General features: G+C 60.0%; 1 protein-coding gene. It reads left to right on the top strand.

Going from position 1 to position 230, the window contains the following annotated elements; genetic code table 11:
* A partial coding sequence (locus tag SB660_RS24285) for a helix-turn-helix domain-containing protein (protein ID WP_410585212.1) occupies positions 1–230 on the top strand: 230 nt, incomplete at both ends.

Below are 230 nucleotides of genomic sequence, written 5' to 3'. Positions count from 1 at the left end.
ATTCTATCCAGACAATTGCGAAGCGGCTTTCCCGGGCACCGTCCACCATCTGCCGTGAGATCAGGCGTAACAGTGGACCAGAAGGCTATCGGGCAAGCCGCGTCGATCAGCTCGTATGGGATCGCGCGCAGCGCCCCAAAGCATGTAAACTCGTTCAGCACCGGATGCTGGCGAACATCGTCGCCGGCAAGCTCCAGTTGCAGTGGTCACCCCAGCAGATTGCCGGATGG

The sequence above is a fragment of the Bacillus sp. SIMBA_005 genome (assembly GCF_046535585.1).
GTDB lineage: Bacteria > Bacillota > Bacilli > Bacillales > Bacillaceae > Bacillus > Bacillus pumilus.
This window is presented reverse-complemented; position numbering and strand designations above follow the sequence as displayed.